Source organism: Gordonia sp. NPDC057258, assembly GCF_042668985.1.
Classification (GTDB): Bacteria; Actinomycetota; Actinomycetes; order Mycobacteriales; family Mycobacteriaceae; genus Gordonia; species Gordonia hongkongensis.
Map to the genome: position 1 here is coordinate 19,439 of NZ_JBHUXZ010000047.1, position 15,836 is coordinate 35,274.

Annotated in this window: 17 protein-coding genes; 13 read left to right on the top strand and 4 right to left on the bottom strand. The window is 69.2% G+C overall.

What is annotated here, in order from left to right; genetic code table 11:
* Position 1 precedes the first annotated feature (1 nt).
* From ACFUEJ_RS22255 to cofG, 4 genes are read left to right on the top strand one after another with little or no spacing between them, the layout of a single operon-like run.
* Positions 2–400: a facilitated glucose transporter gene (locus tag ACFUEJ_RS22255; protein WP_388031894.1), complete on the top strand. Its 399-nt coding sequence runs from the start codon at positions 2–4 to the stop codon at positions 398–400.
* 60 nt (positions 401–460) lie between these two features.
* Positions 461–1,597, top strand: coding sequence for an FO synthase (locus ACFUEJ_RS22260; protein WP_388031896.1), 1,137 nt, complete (start codon positions 461–463; stop codon positions 1,595–1,597).
* 53 nt (positions 1,598–1,650) lie between these two features.
* A complete protein-coding gene (locus tag ACFUEJ_RS22265; protein ID WP_139104736.1) occupies positions 1,651–3,153 on the top strand; it encodes an NAD(P)/FAD-dependent oxidoreductase in 1,503 nt (500 codons plus the stop codon).
* Entirely contained in the window at positions 3,150–4,397 is a 1,248-nt protein-coding gene (cofG, locus tag ACFUEJ_RS22270) for a 7,8-didemethyl-8-hydroxy-5-deazariboflavin synthase CofG (RefSeq protein ID WP_388031898.1), read from the top strand. The genes ACFUEJ_RS22265 and cofG overlap by 4 nt, the downstream gene beginning before the upstream one ends.
* A gap of 30 nt (positions 4,398–4,427) precedes the next feature.
* On the opposite strand, the gene ACFUEJ_RS22275 is transcribed toward cofG, so the two are convergent.
* Together ACFUEJ_RS22275 and ACFUEJ_RS22280 are read right to left on the bottom strand one after the other, a co-directional pair.
* Positions 4,428–4,802 carry a rhodanese-like domain-containing protein gene (locus tag ACFUEJ_RS22275; RefSeq protein WP_065632635.1) on the bottom strand — a complete coding sequence of 125 codons (375 nt, stop codon included), beginning with the start codon at positions 4,800–4,802 and terminating at the stop codon, positions 4,428–4,430.
* Entirely contained in the window at positions 4,799–5,452 is a 654-nt protein-coding gene (locus ACFUEJ_RS22280; RefSeq protein ID WP_388031901.1) for a cysteine dioxygenase, read from the bottom strand. Before ACFUEJ_RS22280 ends, ACFUEJ_RS22275 begins: the two co-directional genes overlap by 4 nt.
* Before the next feature lie 441 nt (positions 5,453–5,893).
* Here ACFUEJ_RS22280 and fdxA point away from each other — a divergent pair, with 441 nt between their 5' ends.
* Together fdxA and dapC are read left to right on the top strand one after the other, a co-directional pair.
* Positions 5,894–6,223, top strand: a complete 330-nt coding sequence (gene fdxA / locus ACFUEJ_RS22285) for a ferredoxin (protein ID WP_058252527.1) — start codon at positions 5,894–5,896, stop codon at positions 6,221–6,223.
* Positions 6,224–6,233: 10 nt separating this feature from the next.
* A complete protein-coding gene (gene dapC, locus ACFUEJ_RS22290; protein WP_388031904.1) occupies positions 6,234–7,376 on the top strand; it encodes a succinyldiaminopimelate transaminase in 1,143 nt (380 codons plus the stop codon).
* Positions 7,377–7,388: 12 nt separating this feature from the next.
* On the opposite strand, the gene ACFUEJ_RS22295 is transcribed toward dapC, so the two are convergent.
* Together ACFUEJ_RS22295 and dapD are read right to left on the bottom strand one after the other, a co-directional pair.
* Positions 7,389–7,631 carry a DUF3072 domain-containing protein gene (locus tag ACFUEJ_RS22295; RefSeq protein ID WP_086534711.1) on the bottom strand — a complete coding sequence of 81 codons (243 nt, stop codon included), beginning with the start codon at positions 7,629–7,631 and terminating at the stop codon, positions 7,389–7,391.
* Positions 7,632–7,679: 48 nt separating this feature from the next.
* Positions 7,680–8,645: a 2,3,4,5-tetrahydropyridine-2,6-dicarboxylate N-succinyltransferase gene (gene dapD / locus ACFUEJ_RS22300; RefSeq protein ID WP_078112956.1), complete on the bottom strand. Its 966-nt coding sequence runs from the start codon at positions 8,643–8,645 to the stop codon at positions 7,680–7,682.
* 178 nt (positions 8,646–8,823) lie between these two features.
* Between dapD and ACFUEJ_RS22305 the strand changes: the two genes are divergently transcribed.
* The 7 genes from ACFUEJ_RS22305 to ACFUEJ_RS22335 all read left to right on the top strand — a co-directional run bounded on the left by ACFUEJ_RS22305 (position 8,824) and on the right by ACFUEJ_RS22335 (position 15,650).
* Positions 8,824–9,339, top strand: a complete 516-nt coding sequence (locus ACFUEJ_RS22305) for a DM13 domain-containing protein (RefSeq protein WP_065632640.1) — start codon at positions 8,824–8,826, stop codon at positions 9,337–9,339.
* Positions 9,340–9,343: 4 nt separating this feature from the next.
* Positions 9,344–10,441 (top strand): succinyl-diaminopimelate desuccinylase, encoded by a 1,098-nt coding sequence (gene dapE / locus ACFUEJ_RS22310; RefSeq protein WP_226513696.1) that lies wholly within the window; start codon positions 9,344–9,346, stop codon positions 10,439–10,441.
* Positions 10,442–10,487: 46 nt separating this feature from the next.
* The gene (locus tag ACFUEJ_RS22315; protein WP_058252572.1) at positions 10,488–11,267 is read left to right on the top strand and encodes a TIGR00730 family Rossman fold protein; all 780 of its coding nucleotides are present in this window, start codon (positions 10,488–10,490) and stop codon (positions 11,265–11,267) included.
* Between the two features lie 43 nt (positions 11,268–11,310).
* The gene (locus ACFUEJ_RS22320) at positions 11,311–11,868 is read left to right on the top strand and encodes a TIGR00730 family Rossman fold protein (protein ID WP_388031908.1); all 558 of its coding nucleotides are present in this window, start codon (positions 11,311–11,313) and stop codon (positions 11,866–11,868) included.
* A gap of 55 nt (positions 11,869–11,923) precedes the next feature.
* Positions 11,924–13,729: a long-chain-acyl-CoA synthetase gene (locus ACFUEJ_RS22325; protein WP_388031911.1), complete on the top strand. Its 1,806-nt coding sequence runs from the start codon at positions 11,924–11,926 to the stop codon at positions 13,727–13,729.
* Positions 13,730–13,800: 71 nt separating this feature from the next.
* Entirely contained in the window at positions 13,801–14,625 is an 825-nt protein-coding gene (gene folP / locus ACFUEJ_RS22330; RefSeq protein ID WP_338857772.1) for a dihydropteroate synthase, read from the top strand.
* A complete protein-coding gene (locus ACFUEJ_RS22335; RefSeq protein ID WP_247449717.1) occupies positions 14,622–15,650 on the top strand; it encodes a glucosyl-3-phosphoglycerate synthase in 1,029 nt (342 codons plus the stop codon). The genes folP and ACFUEJ_RS22335 overlap by 4 nt, the downstream gene beginning before the upstream one ends.
* The last annotated feature ends 186 nt before the right edge of the window (positions 15,651–15,836 follow it).

Here is a 15,836-nt window from a genome sequence, read left to right on the forward strand (position 1 = left end):
CGTGGCCCGCTTTGTTCGGCCCGTATCGGGCTCCGTCGTCGACCGGCTGCTCCTGGGATTCCTCGTCGTCGACGGGTTCGCGATCGGGCTCGTGAGTGTTGCGTTCACCTATCAGCGCTTCGGCGGCGTCGCGCTGCCCGTCGCGGCACTTGCCGCCGGCGTGGTCAATGCGGCCCTACTCTGGCTCGCGGCCGGCCTCACCGCGACCCCGTGGCGGTACGGGCCACTTGCCGCGTGGGGGCTCGTCGTCGTGATCGCCGGCGGGCTCCCCGGCCCGGGCGGGGACGTCGTGCTCTCGATCAGCAGTGGTTACCTCGTACAGACCCTGCTGCTCGTCGTCCTCGGTGTCGGGCCGTGCGCCGCGCTGGGCTGGACGGGGCGGCTGCCCGAACCCGACTGACCACCGCTCCGCAGGGGCGCTCCGCGTCGTGCCGCGACGGGCGGCGTTAGAGTGAGAGACATGCTTCTGCGCGCGTGGGCCGAAGACATCATGGCCCCGATCGAGCGCGTCACGGCCGCACTGAGCCGTGTCCGTGACGACCCGACTCTCGGGGCCGACGCCCTCGACGATGACGGCTGGGTCGCCCTCCTGGGTGCCTCGGGTGCGCAGCTCGACGAATTGTGCGATCTGGCCGACACCGTGCGTCGGCAGGTGACCGACCCGGAGGTGTTGACCTTCGTGGTCAACCGCAACCTCGACACCGGGGTCGTCAGCCGGCTCGGACCCGACGACCCGGGTCTCGACGAACTGGTCGCCGAGGCGGTCGCACTCGGCGCGACCGAGATCTGCATGCAGGGACCCCTGCCCGCCGAACTGCCGGCCGACGGATACGTCCGACTCGTGGAGGACATCACGGGTGCCGCCGACGGGCTCCACCTGCACGCCTATCGGGCCCCGGAGATCGTCGACGGCGCCGAGCGTGCCGGGATCACGATCGTCGAACACCTCGAGCGGCTTCGGTCGGCGGGCCTGGGGTCGGTGCCGGGGACCGCCGCCCAGGTCCTCGACGACACCGTCCGGGCGACGCTCTCACCCACCGGCACGGCGCCACCGGTCGGCAGCTGGGTCGACGTCATCGAGACCGCCCACCGCGTGGGTCTCTTCTCCACCGCGACGATGCTCTACGGGCACGTCGAGACGCCCGCACACCAGATCGCCCATCTTCGACTGCTACTCGAGATCCAGCGTCGCACGGGCGGTTTCAGCGAACTCATCCTGATGCCACTGCTTCCCGAGAACGTGCCGCCCCACCTGGACACCCCCTCGCGGACCGCGTCGGGGCGAGAGACCCGCGCGTTGCACGCCGTCGCCCGCCTCATGACCGCAGGCCTCCTCGACCATCTGCAGGTGGCGTGGACCAAACTGCCCGCGGCCACCGTCGATCTGGTGTTGCGCGGCGGGGCAGATGATCTGGGTGGGCTGTTGCTCGACGGCACCCTGATGCCGGGCGCGGGACCGGAGTCAGGTCGTGTCCTCGACGCCGCGGCTGTCGTCGACATCGCGGCGCGAGCCGGACGGAGGCCGCGTCAGCGCACCACCCGCTACGGGGTGCCAGAGCCCGACCGGCAACTCCCGCTGCCACAGGTGTCCGCGTGAGCCGGAGTATGTCTTCCGGGCGGGCGGCCGGAGCGCAGCAGCGCGCCCTGACGATGGACGACGTGGATGTCGCCATCATCGGCGCGGGCTTCGCCGGGCTCGGGATGGCGACGCAGCTCGCGCGCCGCGGGCGGGAGTCCTTCGTCGTGCTCGAACGCGCCGACGGCGTGGGGGGCACGTGGCGCGACAACACCTATCCCGGCATCGCCTGCGACATCCCCGCCCATCTGTACTCGTTCTCGTTCCGGCCGCCGGCCGACTGGTCGGCGCGGTTCCCTCGTGGCGCCGAGATCCGCAGCTATCTCGAACAGATCGTCGTCGACGAACGACTCGCCGACCGCATCGAGCTCAATCGCGAACTACGCGAAGCGGTCTGGGACGAGCAGGGGGCGCACTGGGTGATCACGGCGGCGGCGCCGGACGGCCGGGCCGTCACCTTCCGCGCTCGCTCGCTGGTGCTGGCGGTCGGACGGTTGTCGGAGGCGCGCATCCCCGACATCGACGGACTCGACACCTTCCCGGGACAGGTCGTCCACACGGCCGCCTGGCACGACGACGTCAACGTTGCGGGCGCGCGGGTCGGGGTCGTCGGAACAGGTGCGTCGGCGGTGCAGCTCATCCCGCACCTCGCCGACTCCGCGGACGATCTCGTCGTGTTCTGCCGCACGCCACCGTATGTCGTGCCGCGCGCGGACCGGCTCTACACCGACGACGAGCGGGCCGCCATGCTCGACCCCGTCGTCGCGGCGGAGGTGCGCGACCGACTGCTCACCGAAGCCGACGGGGCGTTCCGGCAGCGGCTCGGGTTGCATCCGGACATCGACGAGATCCGTTCCCGTGCACGGGATCACCTCCACGGGCAGGTGGCCGATGCCGACCTCCGTGAACAACTGACCCCCGACTACGAGATCGGTTGCAAGAGAATCCTGCTCAGCGACGACTTCTATCCGGCACTGCAGCGGTCCAATGTGGTGTTCGAGTCGAGTGCTCTGACGTCGGTCGCCGAGACCAAGGCCACCGCGCACAGTGGTCACACCTACGATCTCGACGTCCTGGTGATGGCAACCGGTTTCGAATCCGCACGCCCGCCCGCGGCATCGCGAATCACCGGTCGTGCCGGTCGGCGGCTGTCCGACCACTGGTCGGCGGGCATGACGTCTTACGCCTCGACCGTGGTCAGCGGATTCCCGAACATGTTCGTCCTCGACGGGCCCAACGCGGCGCTCGGCCACAACTCGGCGATCTACATGATCGAGACGCAACTCGACTACGTCCTGGGCGCGCTGGAGTACATGGCCGGCAACGGAATCACGACTCTGGCGGTCTCGCCTGCCGCCGAAGACGAATACACGCGGGAGATCGACGCTCGCAGCGAGTCGACGGTGTGGCTGACCGGTTGTGAGAGTTGGTATGTCGACCCCGACAGCGGTCGCCTGACCCTGTTGTGGCCGGGCACCGCGGCGTCGTTCCGCGAACGCAACGGCACCTTCGACCCCGAACCGTACGAACCCCGTCCCGACGTCGGCACCGGAACACCTGAGGAGGGTGAGGAATGACCGAGAAGTTGACCGTCCGCGCGGCCCTGGACGCCGCGCGCGACCGGGCGCCGATCGGTCTCGACGAGGCCGTGACGCTCCTGTCCTGCGCAGGAGACGACCTGGTCGAACTGCAATCGATCGCCGGGGCGCTCCGAGACGAGGGGCTGGCCGCGGTCGGCCGGTCGCGGCAGATCACCTACTCCCGCAAGGTGTTCATCCCGCTGACGCGCCTGTGCCGCGACCGGTGCCACTACTGCACCTTCGTCACGGTCCCCGGAAAACTCGCCCGCGCGGGGGAGGGGCTCTATCTGGAACTCGACGAGGTCGTCGACCTCGCGCGCCGCGGTGCCGAACTCGGCTGCAAGGAGGCGCTTTTCACGCTGGGTGACCGCCCCGAGGACAGGTGGCCGCAGGCCGGCGAATGGCTGGCCGAACGGGGTTATGCCTCGACGCTGGACTACGTTCGTGCCGCCGCGGTCGCCGTGTTGTCGGAGACAGGTCTGCTGCCGCACCTCAATCCCGGGGTGATGAGCCTCGAGGAACTGCTCCGCCTGCGCCCGGTCGCACCGTCGATGGGCATGATGCTGGAGACGACGTCGCGTCGCCTGTTCACCGAGAAAGGCCAGGCACACTACGGAAGTCCCGACAAGGACCCGCTGGTCCGCATGCAGGTGCTGCGCGATGCGGGCACCGCTCGCGTCCCGTTCACCACCGGGATTCTGGTCGGGATCGGCGAATCACTCACCGAGCGGGCCGAATCGCTGCTGGCCCTCGCCGATGTGCACGCCCGAGGCGGGCACATCCAGGAGGTGATCGTGCAGAACTTCCGGGCGAAGCCGGACACCGCGATGCGCTCGACCCCCGACGCGGAGATGACCGAGTTCCTCGCCGCCGTCGCGGTCGCCCGGGTTGTCCTCGGCCCACACATGCGGATTCAGGCGCCGCCAAATCTGGTGTCACCCGCGGAATGTGCCGCGCTGATCGCGTCCGGCGTCGACGACTGGGGTGGGGTGTCGCCGCTGACGCCCGACCACGTCAACCCGGAACGCCCGTGGCCTCACCTCGACGCCCTGGCCGCCCGCACCGCGGAATCGGATTTCGTTCTCACCGAACGCATCACCGCGCAGCCGCCGTATGTGCTGAACGGTGCCGACTGGATCGACCCGGCACTGACCCAGCACGTCGCCGCGCTCGCCGACCCGGTGACCGGCCTCGCCGTCGACACCCGCCCGGCCCCGCGTCCCTGGCCGGCGGTTGCCTGAGGGAAGCACCTGTCGTCGGGTGCGTGGCAGTCAGCCGAGAACGGGTGCGAGCGCTTCGTATCCGCCGACGACGTCGGTGGCGCGATGTAACCCGAGATCCTGCAGCGCCGCGGCGGCGAGGCTCGACGTATAACCCTGGGAGCACAGGATGATCCAGCGGACGTCATGGTCGACGGCCTGGTCGATGCGGGCGTCGCTCGCCGGGTCACACCGCCATTCGAGGACATTCCGTTCGATGACGAGGGCTCCGGGGGCCTCGCCCTCCTCCGCGCGCTGCGCCGCGGGACGGATGTCGACCAGAACCGCCCCGTCGGCCAGCTCGGCGGGGACGTCCGCGGCCCTGACCCGCGCGATCCGCGACCGTGCGTCGGCGAGTACGTCGTCGATGGTGCGGGGAGTGCTCATTCGGGCTGGTCGGTGAGGACGGTCCGGTCGCGGCGCAGGTGGCCGCCCTCGGAGATGTCGTAGTAGGACATCGCGGTCAGCGGCGGTGAGTAGGCGTGCACGCTGAGCGTCGGGGTCACCAGCGGGCTGGTCTCCGCACCGATTTCCGGGGCGGCGACGACCGGGTTCCGCACGACGTCGTGCACCCACCCGAGAGGGAAGGCGGCCTGGTCGCCGGCGTCGAGGATGCGCACCGCCAGATCGTCTCCCGTCCAGTGGTACTCGCGCAAGCTGCCCGACAACACCGTCAGGGCTCCGAGCGAACCGGCGTGGTCGTGCAGTTCGGTGGCCTCGCCCGGCGTCCAGCTGATCAGCCACACGTCGACGTCGTCGTCGGCGTGCAGGCGCGTCGACCAGCGATGCCGTTCGTCCCAGACCTCCGGGAGCAGGTCGTCGTGGCGACCGTCGAGGACGTCTGCGACGCCCTGGTCGGTGATGCGGAGCAGGTCGGCGGGCCGGAGCCGCGTCGGCAGGTGACCAAGGGCGCGCGGGGCCGCGGTACCCGGACGCTCGCGCAGCGGCGACGACGTCCGAGCACGATTCCGGGCGGAGGAAAGAGACGATAAGGCGGACTGAGGCGCCCGTTCGGTGCGGGCGAGGGTGGAGGTCATGGCGAATCCTTGCGAGAGTCGAAGAGGATGTGGTGAGGCCGATCGGTTCAGCAACAGCACATCGACATCGACCGCGCGGTGGGTCGGTGCGGCACCCGGGCACACGCGCCCGCGGGTCGGTGTCCGGTGAGGACGGATTCGTCGACGACGATCATGCGCCCGACTCTGCACGCGGATCGTCGCGGCGTCGAGGTTTGGCGGCACGCTGAACGAAACCCGGAGCGGCGTCTCGCGGTCGGCGATGTGATCCTCGTTACTCAAACCCGGATTCGGGCGCCTCTGAACGGGGGCCGATTTCGTCGCAGCGTCTCCCGGGGCGGATACTGTGGGGTGCGGTTCGACCAGCCCTCGGGCCGCACCGGCGCCGACGCCGGAGTGCCGTTCGACGCCGAACTGCGTTTCTCGTCGCGCCGACCCGGATCTTCCCTAGCGAAGGAGTGAGTGGTGACCTACATCATCGCGGAGCCTTGCGTCGACGTGTTGGACAAGGCTTGCGTGGAGGAGTGCCCCGTCGACTGCATCTACGAGGGTGGACGCATGCTCTACATCCAGCCGGATGAGTGCGTCGACTGTGGTGCGTGTGAGCCGGTGTGCCCGGTCGAGGCGATCTTCTACGAGGATGATGTTCCCGACGAATGGGAGCCCTACGTCAGCGCGAACGCCGACTTCTTCGACGACCTCGGCTCCCCGGGCGGCGCCAGCAAGGTCGGCAAGACCGAGGCCGATCCGGCGTTCATCAAGGGTCTCCCGCCGATGAACGAAGAGGACTGACCGCCTCCGCATGAGCAGTCCTGTCTCCCGTACGGCTGCGCCCCTGCGCGTCTCCTCGACCCGCGTCAGCGGGCGTCTGCCCGACTTCCCGTGGGACACGATCGCCGATGCGAAGGCGACGGCTCAGGCCCACGCCGACGGCATCGTCGACCTGTCGGTCGGGACGCCCGTCGACCCGGTGCCCGCACTCATCCGCGACGCACTCGCCGAGAACTCGGCGTTCCCGGGCTACCCGACGACGATCGGGACCCGCGAGTTGCGGGAGGCGGCCGCGGAGTCGCTGATCCGACGCCACGGGGTCACGTCGCTCGACGAGACGGGAATCCTGCCGGTCATCGGTACCAAGGAGGCGATCGCCGGCCTGGCCTCGACCTTCGGGCTCGGACCCGGCGACGACGTGGTCATCCCCGAGGTCGCCTACCCGACCTATGAGGTGAGCGCCCTGCTCGCCGGTGCGCGGGCGGTGCGGGCGGATTCGACCGTCGCGCTGGGACCGATGAACCCGGCGCTGATGTTCATCAACTCGCCGTCGAATCCGACCGGCAAGGTCCTCGGCCTCGATCATCTCCGCAAAGTCGTGGGATGGGCGCGCGAGCGGGGGACCGTCGTCGTGTCCGACGAGTGTTACCTCGGTCTGAGTTGGGAGGGCGAGCCGCTGTCGATCCTCGACCCGAGGGTCTGCGACGGCGACCACACCGGGCTGCTCGCGGTCCACTCACTGTCCAAGATCTCGAACCTGGCGTCGTATCGCGCCGGATTCTTCGCCGGCGACCCCGAACTGATCGCCGAATTGCTCGCAGTCCGCAAGCATGCCGGACTCATCGTGCCGTTCCCCGTCCAGGGAGCGATGACCGCCGCACTGGCCGACGACGCACATGTCGACGAGCAGCGCGAGCGTTATGCCGAGCGTCGTCGGCTGCTCAAAGCAGCCGTGGAGGGTGCGGGCTTCCGGGTCGACCATTCTGAGGCGGGCCTGTATCTCTGGGCCACCCGGGACGAACCGTGCCGGGAGACCGTCGCCTGGCTCGCGGATCGCGGAATCCTCTGTGCTCCAGGCGATTTCTACGGTCCGGCGGGTGAGCGCCACGTTCGGATGGCGCTCACCGCCACCGACGAGCGGATCAGTGCGGCCGTCGCTCGACTGGCCGCCTGACACCGGCCCTGCTCAGCCGCGACCGCTCTTCTGTTGCAGACGGTCGATCTCCTCGGACGCCTCGGCTTTCGTGAGATCGGCCGAGAGGGTCTCGCCGGCCTCCCGTGCGAGGGTGTCGAGATAGCTCCGCTGCGCGCCGGTCATCGGCTCGTCGCCGGTCACCCAGTCGTCCGGGTCCTTCTCGGTGGAGTTTCCGGCGCCCGCGCCGAGGACGTCGTCGGTCTCGTTCGTCGAACGGTTGTTCGATGTGCTCATGTGCCCACCATACGTCGGGATGGGAGATCCGGCCAGTGAGCCAGGGCGTCAGTCGTTCTTGTGCAGCGCCTCGTTGAGGGCGATGCCGTCGCCCTTCCACGGCACGACCTCGACCGCGCCGGTCAGGCTGTTGCGACGGAAGAGCAGATTGGACTGGCCGGACAGGTCGCGCGCCTTGATCTGCGTGCCATCGGGTCCGGTGACCTTGGTGCCGGCGGTGACGTAGAGGCCGGCCTCGATGACGCAGTCGTCACCCAGCGGGATGCCGCAGCCGGAGTTCGCGCCGAGGAGGCAGCGTTTGCCCAGCGCGATGATCTCCTTGCCGCCGCCCGACAAGGTGCCCATCGTCGAGGCGCCGCCGCCGATGTCGGAGCCGTCGCCGACGACGACGCCCGCGGAGATGCGACCCTCCACCATCGACGACCCGAGGGTGCCGGCGTTGAAGTTGACGAAGCCCTCGTGCATCACGGTGGTGCCGGCCGCGAGATGCGCGCCGAGGCGGATGCGGTCGGCGTCGCCGATCCGTACGCCGCCGGGCACCACGTAGTCGACCATGCGCGGGAACTTGTCGATCGAGTAGACGGTGACCGGTCCGCGGGCGCGCAGCTTCGCCCGTACCGACTCGAAGTTGTCGACCGCACACGGGCCGTGATTGGTCCACACCACGTTGGTGAGCATCCCGAAGATGCCCTCGAGGTTGGCGCCGTGCGGGGTGATGAGGCGATGCGACAGCAGGTGGAGTCGGAGGTAGACGTCGTAGGCGTCGATGGGTGCGGCGGAGATGTCGGCGATGCCGGTGCGGACCGCGACGGTCTTGACCCCGCGGGCCTCGTCGACGCCCACCAGCTCACGGAGGTGGGCCGGTGTCGACTCGTCGTCGAGGATCACGGTCTCCGCGGTCTCGACCCCGTCGAGTTCGGGTTCGGGGAACCAGACGTCGAGGACGACGCCGGGAGTCGAACCCCCGTCGATCACGGTCGCGATGCCAGTTGCGTGTGCGCCAGTAGATGTCACGACAGGTGAGTCTAGGTGATCGACACCGGCGCCCCCGCCCCGCCACCGGTGCCCCGGCGTCATCCATTCGGCCCAAAGACCTGGTCACGCGCTGTGCGCCGCTCGTAGGGTCGCCAGCATGACCGGTCATCCCCAGCCATCTGTACCGCCCCGGCGCCGCCGACGCCGCTGGCCGTGGGTGGTGGGCGGGGTCGGCGTCGTGATCGTGGCGGCGCTGGCGGTCGGGGCCGTCGTCTTCCAGCCGTGGCTGATCTTCGTCGACACCGAGGTCGACGACGCGATCCCGGTCGCGGTCACCCCCACGACGTCGACGCCGGGGCAGCCGCCGCCCGCCGGGCCGGTGGTCGTCTCGCGCGGCAGCCTGATCAGCCATGAGCACTCGACATCCGGAACGGTCTCGATCATCGAACAGCCCGACGGCTCACGCGTGCTGGCGATCGAGGACCTGGACACGACCACCGGCCCTGATGTCCACGTGTGGCTGTCGCAAGGGGACGTGGTCGAGGGGTTCGCCGGGTGGCGAACGGCCGCGGACGTCCCGCACGTCGACCTCGGCATGATCAAGGGGAACAAGGGCAACCAGGTCTACGAGATCCCCGCCGACGTCGAGCTGGGCGACTATCCGTCGGTGTTCCTCTGGTGCGTGAAGTTCAGCGTCTCCTTCGGCGCCGCGGAGATGGGCTCACTACGGTGAGGGAGTGAGCACCGACCTCGACCTGACCGCCGACCCCGTCGAACTGACCGCCGCGCTCGTCGACATCGAGAGCGAGTCGCGCAACGAGTCGGCCATCGCCGACGCGGTCGAGGCCGCCCTGCGCGCGCAGACGAGCGGATTCGAGATCCTCCGCCACGGCAACCGTGTCCTCGCACGGACCGACCGGGGACACGCCCAGCGGGTCATCCTCGCCGGGCACCTCGACACCGTGCCGGTCGCCGGCAACCTCCCGCACCGCCGCGAGATGGATTCGGAGGAGGGCGACGTCCTGCACGGATGCGGCACCGTCGACATGAAGTCCGGTGACGCGGTGTTCCTCCACCTCGCGGCGACGCTGCCGGAGCCGGCCTCGGACCTGACGCTGATCTTCTACGACTGCGAGGAGATCGCCGCGGAGTTCAACGGCCTGAACGACATCGAACGCGAACTCCCCGAGTGGCTCGCCGGTGACGTGGCGATCCTCGGCGAGCCGACCGCGGGGCTCATCGAAGCCGGATGCCAGGGGACGCTGCGGGTTCGGTTGTCGACGACGGGAACCCGAGCGCACTCGGCCCGATCGTGGATGGGCGACAACGCCATTCACAAGCTCGGCGGTGTCCTGACCACGCTGGCGGGGTATGAGGCCCGTCGGGTCGACATCGACGGCTGCGAGTACCGCGAGGGCCTGTCGGCGGTCGCGGTCGGCGGCGGGGTGGCCGGCAACGTGATCCCGGACGCCGCGCACGTCGACGTCAACTTCCGCTTCGCACCGGACCGTTCGATCGACCAGGCGCTCGACCACGTCCGCGAGGTGTTCGGCGCCGACCTGGCCGACGGCAGGATCGGGCTGGAGGTCACCGATTCCGCGGCCGGCGCCCTGCCCGGGCTGGGGCACCCGGCGGCCGCGGCGCTCGTGGCGGCCGCGGGCGGACGCTTCCGCGCGAAGTACGGCTGGACCGATGTGTCGCGGTTCTCGGCGCTGGGAATCCCCGCGGTGAACCTGGGCCCCGGCGATCCCAATCTCGCGCATCGCGTCGACGAACGGGTGCCGGTGGAGCAGATCCGCGCGGTGACCGACCTGCTGCGCACCTACCTGTCCTGACCTCGCAGGACCGGCGGAGTCGGACGGCGCTGCTAGCGTGACCGCCATGTCGACCACGCCCGAACCGGAACCCGTCGAAGACGGAACGAACCCCGACACCTGCTACGTCGGCCCGATCCGGATCCGGCGAGACCAGCGCGGCAAGACCACGGACCGCCGCCTGCTGGAATGGGTCGACCCGCGCGACGCCACGCGTCGTTCCGAACGGACCATGCGCGACTCCTGGCGGGTCCTGCGCATCCAGTCCGAGTTCGTCGCCGGGTTCGATGCGATGAGCGAGGTCGCCGAGGCCGTGACCGTCTTCGGCTCGGCGCGACTGCATCCGGAGTCGCCGGAATACGCGCTCGGTGTCCGCGTGGGCCGAGCGCTGGGCGAGGCCGGTTACGCGGTCATCACCGGTGGCGGACCCGGTGCGATGGAGGCTGCGAACCAGGGGGCCCATCAGGCCGGGGCGCAGTCGATCGGACTCAACATCGAGCTGCCCTTCGAGCAGGGTCTCAACCCTTGGGTCGATCTCGGCATGAACTTTCGATACTTCTTCGTGCGCAAGACGATGTTCGTGAAGTACGCGCAGGCGTTCGTCTGTCTCCCTGGCGGGATGGGCACCCTCGACGAACTCTTCGAGGCGCTGACCCTGGTGCAGACCAAGAAGGTGGTCCGGTTCCCGATCGTGCTGGTGGGCAGCGACTTCTGGGGCGGCCTGCTGGACTGGATGCGCGACGTCCTCGCCGCGCGCGGGATGATCTCGCCCGAGGATCTGGACCTGCTCACCGTCGTCGACGATCCCGACGACGTGGTCGCCGCGATCGAGGCCGCGACACCCTGAGGGTCGATATGACCTTCCCGGCAGACGATGGCACGATTGCCCGGTGAGTGCTGTCTGCGTCTATTGCGCCTCCGGTCCCGTCGACCAGCCCTACCTCGATCTCGCCGCCGAAGTGGGTCGGACGCTCGCCGAACAGGGGCATGTGGTCGTCTCCGGTGGCGGGAACATCTCCATGATGGGCGCGCTGGTCAACGCCGCTCGCGAGGCCGGTGGCCACACGGTCGGCATCATCCCGCGCGCACTGATGAAGCACGAGGTCGCCGACCTCGGATCGGGCGAACTCGTGGTCACCGAGACCATGCGCGAACGCAAACGCCTCATGGACGAGCGTGCCGACGGGTTCATCACCCTCCCGGGCGGGATCGGGACGCTCGAGGAGCTCTTCGAGACCTGGACCGGGGGCTACCTCGGGATGCACGACAAACCGGTCGTCCTGCTCGATCCTGTCGATTTCTACGCGCCGTTGCTCGACTGGCTGCGAGAGTTGTCGACAACCGGGTTCGTCGCCCGACGATCGCTCGACCGGCTGCTCATCACGCGGTCGGTCGACGACGCGGTGGAGTTGGCGACAGCACGGAAAGGCCTTGCTACCGGCCGGTAAGGTAGCGCCTGAGTGCGCGGGGCACTCGAAACGCCAGCGGGAGAGCGGAGGGCAGATGTCCCAAGGGGTCGAGCAGCAGGACAGTCGGCAGCAGAGTGTGAAGAAGACCGTCGGTATCCCCGACATCCTTCGCGGCGTGGTGAAGATGGCGCCACATGCGACCGGGATGATCAAGCACGCGCCGGGACTCATCCGACGCCCACCGGAGGCCAAACGGACCATCGGTTCGGTCTTCCAAAAGCACGCGGCCGAGCACCCCGACCGGCCGTTCGTCCGGTTCGAGGGCCGCACGACCACCTACGGCGAGGCCAACCGCCGCGTGAACCGTTACGCCGCAGCACTTTCCGCCGACGGCGTCGGCAAGGGCGACGTGGTGGCGCTGCTCTCCAAGAACTGCACGACCGACCTGCTGCTGATGCTCGCCACCGTCAAACTCGGCGCGATCGCCGGGATGCTGAACTACAACCAGCGCGGCGAGGTGCTCGAGCACAGCGTCGGCCTCCTCGAGGCCAAGGTCCTCATCCACGATCCCGAGTGCGCGGAAGCCTTCGAGTCGATCCCGGAATCGGTCCTGCCCGAACACGTCTACGATTTCGACGCGTTCGACGCCGCGGCCGAGGGACTCTCGGAAGCCGATCCCGAGGTCACCGAGCAGCTGCCCGCGTCGACCAAGGCGTTCTACATCTTCACCTCCGGCACCACGGGGATGCCGAAGGCCAGCGTGATGAGCCACAACCGGTGGCTGGCGAGCCTGTCCGGCATCGGCGGTCTCGCGGTGCGGTTGCGCCACAGCGACACCATGTACGTGCCGCTGCCGCTCTACCACAACAACGCGCTGTCGGTGTCACTGTCCTCGGTCCTCGCCTCGGGTGCGTGCATCGCCATCGGACGCTCGTTCTCGGCGTCGAAGTTCTGGGACGACGTGATCCTCAACCGTGCGACGGCCTTCTGCTACATCGGCGAGCTGTGCCGCTACCTCCTCGCCCAGCCCGAGAAGCCCACGGATCGCCAACATTCCGTGCACACCGTGGTCGGCAACGGTATGCGCCCGGACATCTGGGACGAGTTCCGCGAGCGTTTCGGGGTCGACCGCGTCGTCGAGTTCTACGGGGCCAGCGAACTGAACCTCGCATTCGTCAACGCTTTCAGCGTCGACAAGACCGCCGGCTTCTGCCCGCTCCCGTACAAGATCGTGGAATACGACGAGGAGGGGAACCCCAAACGCGGCGACGACGGTCGGCTCGTGAAGGTCGGCCGGGGCGGTACCGGCCTGCTGCTCGCCCAGATCAGTGACCGGGTGCCCGTCGACGGCTACACCGACTCCGAGGAGACCGAGAAGAAGATCATCCGGGACGCCTTCAAGGACGGCGACTCCTACTTCAACTCCGGTGACCTGGTCCGCGATCAGGGCTTCGCGCACATCGCCTTCGTCGACCGGCTCGGCGACACCTTCCGGTGGAAGGGCGAGAACGTCGCCACCACCCAGGTCGAGGGGGCGGTCGACTCCTATCAGGCCGTCGCGCAGTCGGTGGCATACGGCGTCGAGGTCCCCGGTACCGACGGTCGCGCCGGGATGATCGCGATCAAGCTGCGCGAGGGCGCCGACCTCGATCCGAGCGCGTTCGCCCGCCACCTCTACGACGCGCTGCCGTCGTACGCGGTGCCGCTGTTCGTGCGGATCGTCGACGATTTCGAGCAGACCTCGACCTTCAAGAACCGCAAGGTCGAGCTGCGCAAGGAGGGGTACTCCGACGCCGAGGCCGAACGGCTCTACGTGTTGCTCGGCAAGGAGAAGGGCTACACCGAGTTCTACGACGACTACCCCGACGACGTCGCCGCCGCCAAGGTGCCCAAGGGGTGAGTCCCGGCCCGGAGACGTCGGCGTCGGACACGCTGTGCGGGCGGCGGGTGCCGACCGACCGCGCGTTGGTGATGGCGATCGTCAACCGCACCCCTGATTCGTTCTACGACCGCGGTGCGAGCTTCGACGACGCCGCCGCCCAGGCGCACGTAGACCGGGTCGTCGCCGAGGGTGCCGACATCATCGACGTGGGTGGGGTCAAGGCCGGACCCGGGCGCGAGGTCGACGCCGCGACGGAGGCCGCCCGGGTCGTCGGCATGATCGCCTGGATCCGCGACCGGCATCCGGACGTGCTGATCAGCGTCGACACCTGGCGCAGCGAGGTCGCCGACCAGGCCTGCGCCGCCGGCGCGGATCTCATCAACGACACCTGGGCGGGATCCGACCCCGACGTCGTCGACGTCGCCGCCGAACGCGGGGCCGGGATCGTCTGCTCGCACACGGGTGGCGCGCGGGTGCGGACCCGGCCGCACCGCGTCGCATACGGGGATTCGGTCGACGCGGTGGTGGCCGACGTGATCCAGGAGGTGACCTCCGCGGCCGACCGGGCGCTCGCTGCCGGGGTGCGTCGAGACTCGATCGTTATCGATCCGACGCACGATTTCGGCAAGAACACTCACCACGGGCTGGCTCTGTTACGCGGTGTAAAAGATCTTGTTAACACGGGCTGGCCGGTCCTGATGGCGCTGAGCAACAAGGATTTCGTAGGGGAGACTCTGGGTACAGACCTAACGCACCGATTGGAAGGGACTCTGGCCGCGACAAGTCTGGCCGCCGCCCAAGGCGCCCGGATCTTCCGCGTCCACGAAGTCGCTGCCACTCGTCGCGTGGTCGACATGGTCGCTGCCATCGCGGGAGCGAAACCACCCGCCCGAACAGTCAGGGGACTCGCATGACCAAGCAGCAGAAGCGACGTAAGCCCAGCACCGTCAGCCGGGACAAGGCCGCCATGTGGCCGACGGTCGCCCAGGCCCCGGGGACCGAGCAGCGCTGGTCGGCAACCCACACCTGGGAGCAGCCGGACTGGACGATCGACGACCTCGTCGACGCGAAGAACGGCCGGACCATCTCGGTGGTGCTGCCCGCGCTGAACGAGGAGGAGACCGTCGCCGACGTCATCGCCACGATCATGCCGCTGTACGGCACCCTGGTCGACGAGATCATCGTCCTGGACTCCGGGTCCACCGATGCCACCGCCGAGCGCGCGCTCGCCGCCGGCGCGCAGGTGATCTCCCGCGAGGAGGCGGTGCCCGAGCTGGACCCGGTCAAGGGCAAGGGCGAGGTGCTGTGGCGTTCGGTCGCCGTGGCGACCGGCGACATCATTGCATTCGTCGATTCCGACCTCATCGACCCGGACCCGATGTTCGTGCCCAAGATGCTCGGTCCGCTCCTGCTGAACCCCGAGATCCAGCTCGTGAAGGGCTACTACCGGCGCCCGCTGCGCACGGGCGGTACGCACGACGCCAACGGCGGCGGACGCGTGACCGAGCTCGTGGCACGCCCCCTCCTGGCATCCCAGAAGCCGGATCTCACCGCGGTCCTCCAGCCACTCGGCGGCGAGTACGCCGGCACCCGCGAGTTGCTCTCGTCGGTGCCGTTCGCGCCGGGCTACGGGGTCGAGATCGGCCTTCTCATCGACACCTATGACCGGTACGGCCTGGCCGGGATCGGTCAGGTCAACCTCGGGGTCCGAACCCATCGCAACCGCCCGCTGGTGGAATTGGGGGTCATGAGCCGCCAGATCGTCGGAACCCTGATGCGCCGCTGCGGCATCGAGGACTCGGGCGTCGGGCTCACCCAGTTCACCGCCGAACCCGACGGCTCCTTCACGCCGCACACCACCGAGGTCTATCTCGAGGATCGTCCGCCGATGAACACCGTGCGCGCCCTGGCCCCCAAGGCCGAGGAGATGGCCTCCTAGGCGGCTCCGGACCTGATGGGCCGGACCTGATGAACCCGGCCCCGACCCGGCGACGCCGCCCGCCCTGACGCGGGTGGCCACCAGCGCCGTGGACGAACGCGCCGAGGCCCGCATCACCCGGGAACTCCTGGCCGCCGGACGGGGCCGCACCTGCCTGCTCGTCGCCCACCGCCTCGAAGCCGTCCG